Annotated in this window: 7 protein-coding genes; all 7 read left to right on the top strand. The window is 31.9% G+C overall.

Annotated features, from left to right (window positions below):
- Positions 1 to 138: 138 nt before the first annotated feature.
- Positions 139 to 1,257: a T9SS type A sorting domain-containing protein gene (locus IPM32_18340; GenBank protein MBK8947204.1), complete on the top strand. Its 1,119-nt coding sequence runs from the start codon at positions 139 to 141 to the stop codon at positions 1,255 to 1,257.
- A gap of 626 nt (positions 1,258 to 1,883) precedes the next feature.
- Positions 1,884 to 2,612, top strand: a complete 729-nt coding sequence (locus tag IPM32_18335) for a c-type cytochrome (GenBank protein MBK8947203.1) — start codon at positions 1,884 to 1,886, stop codon at positions 2,610 to 2,612.
- Between the two features lie 21 nt (positions 2,613 to 2,633).
- Positions 2,634 to 6,242 (top strand): nitrate reductase subunit alpha, encoded by a 3,609-nt coding sequence (locus IPM32_18330; GenBank protein MBK8947202.1) that lies wholly within the window; start codon positions 2,634 to 2,636, stop codon positions 6,240 to 6,242.
- Between the two features lie 142 nt (positions 6,243 to 6,384).
- A complete protein-coding gene (gene narH, locus IPM32_18325) occupies positions 6,385 to 7,938 on the top strand; it encodes a nitrate reductase subunit beta (protein MBK8947201.1) in 1,554 nt (517 codons plus the stop codon).
- Complete coding sequence (locus tag IPM32_18320) at positions 7,938 to 8,609, top strand: hypothetical protein (GenBank protein MBK8947200.1); 672 nt, start codon at positions 7,938 to 7,940, stop codon at positions 8,607 to 8,609. The genes narH and IPM32_18320 overlap by 1 nt, the downstream gene beginning before the upstream one ends.
- A 5-nt stretch (positions 8,610 to 8,614) precedes the next feature.
- On the top strand, positions 8,615 to 9,343 hold the full coding sequence (gene narI / locus IPM32_18315; GenBank protein MBK8947199.1) for a respiratory nitrate reductase subunit gamma: 729 nt from the start codon (positions 8,615 to 8,617) through the stop codon (positions 9,341 to 9,343).
- Between the two features lie 158 nt (positions 9,344 to 9,501).
- Complete coding sequence (locus tag IPM32_18310; GenBank protein MBK8947198.1) at positions 9,502 to 10,992, top strand: NarK/NasA family nitrate transporter; 1,491 nt, start codon at positions 9,502 to 9,504, stop codon at positions 10,990 to 10,992.
- Positions 10,993 to 11,509 lie beyond the last annotated feature (517 nt).

The raw sequence follows: 11,509 nt of genomic DNA, 5'->3' as shown, positions 1-11,509 counted from the left end.
ATTTGGAATGTAGTTTATAATCAAATTCTAACTTAAAGTGATTTAAAAATTTAATTTCTTTCTATTCTAATAAATGTTATAGGAAGTTTAAATAAAACCTATTATCTTATATTAGCAATAAACAAAACGAGAAGTGTTATGAAAAAATTATACATAATATTTTTTTGCTTTTTTCTCTTTAACGCGTCAGTTGAATTTTCACAAATTACTATTACTCAAAACGATTATAGTACTTTATTCGCTGTAGGTAAAACAAATATTACATTCGTCGATACTCTTACCGAAACTATAAATATTGGTCAACCAGGCGGTAATAATCAATGGGATTTTACTCATTTAACACCACACACATTTTTAGAACTTACCTCTGTGTTAACTTCTACTACACCATATGCCGATTCTTTTGCAAATTCTGATGTAGCTACTTACTTAAACTTTGAATTGGATTCTGATTCAAGTTTATCAGGAATAAGTGAAACATGGTCATTTTATAATTCTTCAAATGCTACAGAAATAGGAAGTGTTTCATACAATTCTTTTACTGACAATGGTATCACTACTATAAATGAGATTATATCGAGAAATATTCCACCTTTTAGGCAATATGACTTTCCTCTTACATTTGATAAAATTTGGACTGTTAAAGATTCAGTTGAATCCAAATCTTATTCATCTGGGGAATTATATATGACAAATATAGATGTAACTATCTATAATATTCACATTGATGCTTGGGGAGCAATGAAATTACCAAGTGGGAAAGTTGTTGAAGCTTTAAGAGCTAGACAGCAAGAAATTTCGACCACATATTTTTTTGGTATTCCTCTGGGTACAGAGATATCTGTAACTTACTTTTTTATGGCAAAAACAGGTGAGTCATTATCAGTTTTAGCTGATAGTGAAGATCCGTCCACTTCTGGAGTAATTATTGGAAGTATTGGTTGGAGTAATGATGAAAAGATAACCGACGTTCAAAAATTTAAAACAATATCAAATAAATTTTCGTTAAATCAAAATTATCCCAATCCATTTAACCCTACAACAAAAATTGAATACAATATCTCAGAAAACTCATACGTAAAGCTGATAATTTATGATATTTTAGGAAATGAAGTTTCACAATTAGTTAATAAATATCAAAGTGCTGGGAAATATAGCTATTTGTTTGATGGATCAAAATTAGCAAGTGGAACCTATTTTGTCCATTTGTATTCTGGGAATTATATTGAAACAATAAAAATGTCACTTTTAAAGTAAAAATAATCAACCTTCATACATTAATACGATATATGAGGGTTAATTTAAATTTGATTTTTGGATTATTCAACTGTTCTATTGTTAGTCTTATTTTCCGAGCTTTATTATCAATTGTCAATTTTTTCGCAAAATTTCTAAATCTCATTCAAGATGACTTTACAGCTTAAATAATTAAGATCATCATCTTCCATTTATTATTTTACATTTTTTGACTTTGATAATGGGTTGGTTTAATAAAAAGTTGTTTAGGTATCCTCACATATTTTGATTAATAATCAACACTTCTTTTTTGGAAGCAGAAAATCGTTTGTAAACAAGACTTAAATATATAGGACATCATTTTAAAATTTTTTTAAATTCACAATAGAGTTAAAGTATAATTTCGAAGTAAACAATTATCACAAATTTTAATTAATATAAAATTATTCAATTGACAATACTTGTAATAATAACTATTTTATAATCAGAATAAAAGTTCTGCAAAACAAAATTGCTAGTGAGTAATTCTTTTAGAAAATGGATTTATGAAAAAAATAAATTATTTATTTATCTTCATTTTTTTGAGTTCTCTACTAAATTTTAATTATTCACAGCCCTCCGGTGAAAAAATATTTTCTGAAAAGTGTTTGTCGTGCCATACAATTGGTGAAGGGAAAAGAATCGGACCTGATTTGGCAAACATTCATATTAGACGAGAAGAAAATTGGTTATTAAAATTTATTAGTTCATCGCAATCTCTTATCACACAAGGCGATTCAACAGCTGTATCTCTTTTTAAAGAGAATAATAATGCTGTGATGCCTGATCAGCAACTTAGTAATATTGAAATTAAAGCGGTGATTAATTATATCACCTTGAATAGTCCGGATCCGAATAATCCGGATGTAAGAACACCAAAGCAAATATTCGATGCAACAAGCGTTACCGATTTGTTTATCCAACGCGGTAAAGCACTTTTCGAAGGAACAAAAAAATTTACCAACGGTGCAGCACCTTGTATTAGTTGTCATAATGTACAATTGCCGGGTGTCTTCACAGGTGGAAATATCGCGGTGGATTTAAGTGCTGCATTTACACGCCTTAGTGCAGCTGGTGTTGATGGTATTATTAGAAACCCACCTTTCCCTGCAATGATAAATAATTTTGCTGAAAGCCCCTTAACTGATGAAGAGATTAAATATTTAATGGCATATCTGTATTATTCAGATAATTGGAATTTAACTCAAAACCATACTGGAAGTAGTGATGCAAATTTTGTTTTATTTACTGTTCTAATGTTGGACATAATTTTATTAGCAATGCTGTTATACTGGCAACGTGTTAAAAAGCTAAGTGTTAATGCATTACATCAATAATTAAAAATTAATAAGTGAATTATGACTTGGATAAAAGACATATTTTCTCCTAATACTAGAAAATGGGAAGAATTTTATAGAAATCGTTTTCAACATGATAAAATAGTAAGAAGTACGCATGGTGTAAATTGTACAGGGGGCTGTTCGTGGCAGATTCATATTAAAGATGGAATTGTTGTATGGGAAACACAGCAATTAGATTATCCATTACTTGAAAGCAATCTTCCTCCTTATGAGCCACGCGGATGTCAAAGAGGAATTTCATTTTCATGGTATTTGTACAGTCCACTTAGAATAAAATATCCACTTGTTAGAGGGACGTTAATTGATTTTTATCGTAACGAGAAAATTAAAACAGGAGATCCCATAAAAGCATGGGAAAATTTGCAGAATGATCATGAAAAAAGAAATGTGTATCAGAAAGCTAGAGGAAAAGGTGGATTTAGAAGAACTACCTGGGATGAAGTTCTTGAAATTATCGCTGCTGCAAATATTTATACAGCAAAAAAATACGGACCTGACCGAGTTGTTGGGTTTTCACCAATTCCGGCTATGTCTATGCTGAGCTATGCAGCGGGAAGCAGATTTCTACAATTGTTTGGTGGAGTGAATTTGAGTTTTTATGATTGGTATTGTGATTTACCAAATGCTTCACCTGAAATCTGGGGAGAGCAGACCGACGTATGTGAAAGCGCAGATTGGTACAATTCAAAAATGATTGCGGTAATGGGAGCAAACCTTAATATGACAAGAACGCCTGACTGTCATTTTTTCGCAGAGGCACGTCATAATGGAACAAAAGCAGTTGTGTTTGCACCTGATTTTAATCAAGTTGCTAAATATGCGGACCAGTGGATACCTTTACATGCGGGAAGTGATGGTGCTTTTTGGATGGCAGTAACTCACATTATTTTAAATGAATTTCATCATGAAAAGAAAACACCATATTTTATAAATTATGTAAAAAAATATACAGACTCTAGCTATCTAGTAGAATTGAACAACGAAAAAGGAATTTATAAACCAGGTCGTTTATTACGTGCAAATCAAATTGAAGAATATCAAAATATTTCAAACGGTGATTGGAAATTCCTAAATATTGATTCGCAAACAAGAAGACTTATTGTGCCGAAAGGAAGCGTAGGTCATAGATGGGATAAGGATAAAGGAAATTGGAATATGAAGTATGAAAATTCTGCTGATAATTCCAAGTATGATCCTATGCTTACTTTCATTGATGATAATGATGATATATATCAAGTAGAATTTGTTGAATATGGCTTGAATAAAAATCGCAATCGTGGTGTTCCAGTAAAATTTATCAAAAATAAAATCGGTGAAAAAATTGTCGTTACCACTGTTTATGATTTAACCATGGCGCAATATGGAGTTAGCAGAGGACTTAATGGAGATTATCCTTTAGATTATTCGGATCAAGATTCTGCTTATACACCAGCTTGGCAAGAAATATTTACAGGTATTGATTCACAAACAGTAATTAGTTACGCTAGAGAATGGGCAAATACGGCGCAAATTACCGAAGGTAAATGCATGATAATCATCGGTGCTGGAGTAAATCATTGGTATCATAATAACCTTATGTACCGGTCTGGTATTATGGCTTTAATGCTTTGTGGATGCATCGGTAAAAACGGTGGCGGTTTAAATCATTATGTAGGACAAGAAAAACTTGCACCATCGGACTCTTGGGGTGCAATTGCATTTGCAAAAGACTGGGTAAACAGTTCACGGCTTCAGCAAACACCTATCTGGCATTATATAAATACCTGTCAATATCGATATGATGGTCTTACATCGGATTATAGCACAGGTCCCAAAAATGAATTAACTAATAAACATATGGGGGATTTGATTTTCAAATCTGTGAGAATGGGTTGGATGCCGTTTTATCCTCAGTTCAATAAAAATTCTTTGAATATAGCAAAGGAAGCACACAGTAATGATGCAGAAGATATTAAAAATTATGTTTTAGAAAAACTAAAGAAACGAGAAATTGAATATTCAATTGCAGATCCTGATAATGAAATAAATTTTCCGCGCGTGTGGTATATATGGCGAGGTAATGCAATTTCAGGAAGTATGAAAGGGCACGAATATGCTCTAAAACATTATCTTGGCACTAATTCCAATTTGATTGCAAAAGATAGTGAAGATCGAACAGAAGAAGTAAAATGGCATGATGTTGCGCCCGAAGGCAAAATGGATTTGGTTGTTGATTTAAATTTTCGAATGGATTCATCTGCTCTATATTCTGATATTGTTTTACCAGCTGCATCTTGGTATGAAAAAGATGATCTAAATAGTACAGATATGCATTCATTCATTCATCCTCTATCAGCGGCAATTGCTCCAGTTTGGGAATCAAAATCTGATTGGGAAATTTTTAAGGCAGTTGCATTAAAAACAAGTGAACTTGCAAAAGTTAATTTTAATCAACCGCAAATTGATGTAGTTACCGTCCCTCTTTCGCATGATTCTCCTGATGAAATATCTCAGTCGGGAATAAATGATTGGTTTACAAATGAATGCGAAGCTATTCCTGGTAAAACAATGCACAAAATTTCTATTATTGAAAGAGATTATACAAAGATATACGATAAATTTATTTCATTAGGAGAAAATATTAAGAAGACAGGACTTAGTGCTCATGGAAATTATTATAATTGTGAAGATTTTTATGAAGAAATGCTAATTTCGAACCATTTCCCTAAGGAAAAAATTGATGGAAAAATTTATCCATCTCTCAAAGAAGCAATTTCTGCTGCTAACGCAGTACTTCATCTTTCTTCATTAACTAATGGAGAACTAACTAAACGTGCATACAAATATATGGAAGTTAAGTCTGGACTTGTTCTAGCGGATTTGGCTGAAGGAACTAAAGATTTAAGATTAAACTTTAAGGATTTACAAGCGCAGCCGAGAAGATATAATACTTCACCGGTATGGTCGGGTTTAATGAATAATGGAAGAGCTTATTCAGCATTCACTTATAATATTGAAAGATTGGTACCTTGGAGAACCTTAACAGGTAGGCAACATTTTTATCTTGATCATGAAATGTATATTAAATATGGTGAACATCTTCCAACGTATAAACCTTCGCCAAAACCTGAAGCTTTCGGAGATTTAAATGAAACATCAAAAGAAATAAAAGGCAAAGCCTTAAACTGTCTGACTCCACATGGAAAATGGCATATACATTCAACATACATGGATAATCTTAGAATGCTCACCCTATCGAGAGGTTGTGAACCTTGTTGGTTAAGTGAAGCTGATGCAAATGAATTAGAAATAAAAGATAATGACTGGGTGGAAGTTTTTAACGATAACGGCGTTTACTGCACTCGTGCAGTTGTAAGTTCTAGAATTCCTAAAGGTGTCTGCATTGTTTATCATACAGTTGAAAGGACTATTACGATCCCTAAATCTGAAATACGTGGTAATAAACGAGCAGGCGGAAACAATAGTATAACAAGAACACATTTAAAACCAAATTTGCTTGCTGGAGGGTATGGTCAATTTTCTTTTCATTTCAATTATTGGGGTCCAACAGCACCTAATAGAGATACTCATGTATATGTAAAAAAAATGACTAGTGTAAATTTCTGATTTATGAAATTGAAAAAAATGAAAATAAATTTTTCTTAAGTAATAACCAAAGTTGAAATTAATTCGATGGAATTTAATGATACTAATTAATGAACATACTTAAATATAAAAACAAAAAAATCACCAATATAAGAATAATAATATGGATGTGAGATCACAAATAGCAATGGTATTTCATCTAGATAAATGTATAGGATGCCACACTTGTTCGATTGCATGTAAAAATATTTGGACAGACAGGAAGGGTGCTGAATATATGTGGTGGAACAACGTTGAAACTAAACCCGGAACTGGTTACCCAACCAAATGGGAAGATCAAGACATTTATAAGGGTGGATGGAAGAGAAATGGTAATGATAAAATAAATCTTCGCGGATCAGGGAAGTTAAAAGGGTTACTTAATATTTTTCACAATCCTTATTTGCCGGTACTTGATGATTATTATGAACCTTGGACATATAAGTATTTGGACCTAATAGAATCTCCTGCAAGCAATGATCAGCCTACTGCTGTACCTATCTCGCTGGTTACTGGAAAACAGATTGATATAAAAGGAGGACCAAATTGGGATGATGATTTAAGCGGTACACTAGAATATGCCCGTCAGGATCCCAATTTAGAGAATTTAACAGAAGCTGAATGTGAAGCAATGTTTCAATTGGAAAAAATGGCTATGTTTTATTTACCAAGAATTTGCAATCATTGTTTAAATCCTGCTTGTGTTGCATCTTGTCCATCCGGCGCAATTTACAAAAGAGGTGAAGACGGCATAGTTCTAATAAATCAAAAAGTCTGCCGTGCATGGAGAATGTGTGTTTCAGCTTGTCCGTACAAAAAATCTTTCTATAACTGGAATACTGGGAAATCTGAAAAGTGTATTTTATGTTATCCCCGATTAGAAGCTGGATATGCCCCTGCATGCATGCATTCGTGTGTGGGAAGAATTCGCTATTTAGGAGTTTTGTTATATGATGCAGAAAAAATTGAAGCCGCAGCTTCAGTACCTGAAAACGAATTGATAAATAGTCAGCTTGATCTTATTCTTGATCCGTATGACGAACAAGTAATTCAATTTGCACAGAAAAACGGAATTGCGGATTCAACTTTAAAAGCTGCACAAACTTCACCAATCTATAAATTTGTTAAAAAATGGGGTATGGCACTTCCGCTACATGCAGAATACCGAACTTTGCCAATGCTATTTTATGTTCCTCCAATGATGCCTATTATGGCATCGTTAACAGAAACCGATAATTCAACGCAGGCAGAGAAACTTGATCCTATTGCAAAATTTTGGAATAAACATTACAAATATAACACTAGTTCAAACTCTATAATTCAAACTATTGATCAAGCTAGATTTCCTATTAAATATATGGCAAATTTATTTGGTACGGGAAATGAAGAAAAATTAATTCAAGTACTTAAAAAACAATTAGCTGTTAGGATTCATCGCAGACACATAACTGTTGGTGATATTAATGCGGAATTAGCAAGAGTTTCCTTAACAGAAGTAAACTTAAACGAAGAAACTGCAGATGACATATATCGATTAACATCCCTTGCCAAATTTGAAGATAGATTCAATATTCCACCAGCGCATCGTGAACAAGCAATCGAAATGATGGAATTTACAGGTGATGTAAAAGGATCAACTGGATTTGGTTTTAGAGAGATTCCACAGAGAGGACTTTAATGTTAAATAGAGAAGCTTTAAAAAGTTATGAGATTTATGCTGATGTGTTTTCATATCCTGAAAGTTCCTTGATTGAAAAAATTGAAAAGGTTCAAGAATATTTAACTATTAAATATCCAGAAGCTTCAAAAATTTTTAATAACTTTTGTGATTTTTCAAAAATTATTAATAAAAAATCTTGGGAAGAAATCTACACACGTTCCTTTGATGTTCAGGCATTAACTACTCTTGATCTTGGATACGTGCTTTTTGGTGATGATTATAAAAGAGGGGAGTTGCTTGTTAATTTGAGTAAAGAGCATAAAAAAGCCGGAAATGAATGTGGGAATGAATTAGCTGATCATTTACCAAACGTAATAAAGTTAATGCCAAAATTGGAAAATGAAGAATTACTTGAAGATATTATTTCATATATTCTTTATCCAGCTTTAAAAAAAATTGAATCGGAATTTGATTTAATACACATTGAAAAAAAAAGAAATATTTATCAAAAACATCATAAAACATTGATAGATCATGATAAATCTTATAGCTTAATATACATTTACACTATTAAAACATTACTACTTATGCTGCATAATGATTTTCCTGAACTTACTGTAGATCGGATATTTGATAATAATTACACTCATCAAATTACAAAGGAATTGTCTATAGAAAAATTAAGGTAACTTAAATGAATATATTTAATATTATTTTTTTTATTGTTTTACCATACGCAGCTCTGTTGCTGTTTTTTGTTGGAACAATCTATAAATATAAAGCGACAAAGTTTAAATTCTCATCGTTATCGTCTCAATTTTTGGAAACAAGAAAATTATACTGGGGATCTGTACCTTTTCATTGGGGGATTTTGTTTTTATTCTTTGGACACTTAACAGCATTTTTATTTCCATCTTCAATTTTAGCTTGGAATCAAATGCCCGCAAGATTGATAATCCTTGAAATATCAGCTTTCACTGGGGGAATACTTACACTAGTCGGCTTAAGTAATTTATTTTATAGAAGAATATCAGATGCCCGATTGAGAAAAGTTACTAATATTATGGACATCATTTTAGAATTACTATTATTATCTCAAATATTTTTTGGACTTTGGGTTGCTTATTCTAATAGATGGGGTTCGTCTTGGTTCGCCACTATACTTTCACCGTATCTAAGATCAATATTTACTTTTTATCCTAATATAGATGCAGTTGCAATGCTTCCTTTTATAGTTCAGCTACACATAATAATTGCATTTTTTATTTTTTTGATAATTCCATTTACTCGTTTGGTACATTTACTTGTTTTTCCATTAAGTTATTTATGGCGACCTTATCAAAAAGTTATTTGGAACTGGGACAGAAAGAATGTTAGAAATCCCAAATCAAGTTGGAATATAAATAAACCTAAAAATAATTAATGATATTTATATGAAGTCTGAAATTTTTGATCTGAAAAAGTATTTATCAAGAAAGATAGATGAACGAAAACACATTTGGGTTATTTGATAAATTCATTTTTGAATTCTAATAAATTTGAGAATTGTTGAGTAATGCTAACTTCTAGGACATACAAAATATGATCGAAAATTCAATTAAGAAATCATATCAAATTTTGTTTGTAAATACGTTTGCATTTATGATTTGTTTTGCTGCATGGACAATAAACGGCGTATTAGTAACATTCCTTGTGGAAACTGGAACATATAATTGGAATAGTGTTCAGGTGGGTTGGTTACTTGGGCTTCCAATTTTATCTGGTTCTATATTTAGATTTCCCGTTGGAATGTTGACAGACAAGTATGGAGGAAGAATTGTATTCAGCGCATTGCTGTTCTTTTGCAGCATCCCAATGTTTCTATTAAGTGTTGCAAACAGTTTTGAAGTGTTTGCGTTTCTAAGCTTTCTTTTTGGACTTACTGGCGCTAGCTTTGCAAGTGGAATTGCTTTTACTTCTTTATGGTTTACCAAAGACAAACAGGGAACTGCATTAGGAATTTTTGGAGTGGGTAATATTGGAACCGCTTTAACAGTACTATTTGCCCCAAGTCTTTTAGAGATATTGACTGAAAATAATACTTTCATTGAAGGTTGGAGAACGTTACCAAAAATTTATTCGGTGATCTTAGCTTTTACTGGTATTCTTTTCGTTGTTTTTACACAAAACAAATTTCCGAATAAAAGGAAATCATTTAAAGAATTATTCGATCCATTAAAAAATATACGGCCATGGAGATTTGGTTTGTATTATTTTTTAGTATTTGGGTGTTTTGTAGCTTTTTCTCAATGGCTTATTCCATATTACGTCAATGCTTATTATCTTCCGCTAGTTACAGCTGGTTTTTTAACATCTCTCTTTAGTGTTCCAGCAGGGCTATTCCGAGCACTTGGGGGTTGGCTCTCTGATATGTTTGGTGCGCGAAAAGTAATGTATGGTGTATTCGGAGCATCAATTATTTTATCTTTTCTTTTAATTTTTCCAAGAATGGAAATCTATTCGCCAGGATATGGGGTAATTGCAAATAGAGATGGTAAGATAACAAGGGTAGAAGAAAACTTTATTGAAATAGATGGAACCAAAGTTGAGTTTATGAAAAAAGGTGTTAAGCCCCATCATGAAAATAATAATATGATAGTTTTACCAAAAATTGAATCGTGGCAGGAACCAGTTGTTTCAATTGGAAAAGTAGTCAAGAGAAAGGAACTTATTGCTAGGGGAGTTACAAGAATTTTCTTCCAGGCAAATGTTTGGATTTTTACTGGATTAGTTTTTTTAATAGGGATTGCGTGGGGAATTGGAATGGGAGGTGTTTACAAGTTCATTCCGGAGTATTTTCCAAATGAAGTTGGTGTAGTTGGTGGTGCTATTGGAGTTCTAGGCGGTTTGGGTGGATTCTTCTTCCCGATCGTTTTTGGATATACTTTTACTCTCACAGGAATATGGACTTCAAGTTGGTTTCTTGTTTTAGTTCTATCAATTATTTGTTTTAGTTGGTTTACTTCAGTTGTTACAAAAATGCTTAATAGTAATTTACCGGAACTTACAAGTAAGTTTGAATCAGCAGGTTAAGTAACTTATGTTCTTTGAAATTTTGGTTAATAAAAATAAAAAATAATTTTTTTTTGAAGAAAAGTCACTTTATACTTATTGTTTAAATGTAAAAAATTTTAATTTCTATTTACATTGAGCTCATTAATCCAGAAAAAGTTAAACTCGATGTTTATATAAATATAATTCAATGTAAATATAATATTCTGGAACTTTGTCAAAAATACAACTTAATTGATTTATCCATATTAAATGTACAAGATTTATACAAGCCAAGAGACGAAACTACTAACCAATAAAGTGGATTATATTTTAATGGGTATCTTTCATAATATGCCGCCCATTAACAAAAAATGATAAGGGTATCCACATGTTTCTTTTACTAAGTAATATGTTGTAAATCTCTTTAATAAGGGTAAGATCAATTCTTAAAAGGAGCCTGTTCAGTACTCGTAATTAACCAAGAACCACATACCAAGTGCTAAAAATTAATTAGTAATTTTTGTGGGTGCATTTAATGATTTGTTATTAGTGTATT

The organism is Ignavibacteriota bacterium, assembly GCA_016716225.1.
Classification (GTDB): domain Bacteria; phylum Bacteroidota; class Ignavibacteria; order Ignavibacteriales; family Melioribacteraceae.
Note: the sequence above shows the minus strand (reverse complement) of the source record. Positions and strands in the feature narration are given on the sequence as shown.

Excerpts from the sequence above, each read along its gene's own strand:
- IPM32_18330 (MBK8947202.1), top strand. The coding sequence starts at position 2,634 with ATGACTTGGATAAAAGACATATTTTCTCCTAATACTAGAAAATGGGAA.
- IPM32_18340 (MBK8947204.1), top strand. The coding sequence starts at position 139 with ATGAAAAAATTATACATAATATTTTTTTGCTTTTTTCTCTTTAACGCG.
- narI (MBK8947199.1), top strand. The coding sequence starts at position 8,615 with ATGAATATATTTAATATTATTTTTTTTATTGTTTTACCATACGCAGCT.
- narH (MBK8947201.1), top strand. The coding sequence starts at position 6,385 with ATGGATGTGAGATCACAAATAGCAATGGTATTTCATCTAGATAAATGT.
- IPM32_18310 (MBK8947198.1), top strand. The coding sequence starts at position 9,502 with ATGATCGAAAATTCAATTAAGAAATCATATCAAATTTTGTTTGTAAAT.
- IPM32_18320 (MBK8947200.1), top strand. The coding sequence starts at position 7,938 with ATGTTAAATAGAGAAGCTTTAAAAAGTTATGAGATTTATGCTGATGTG.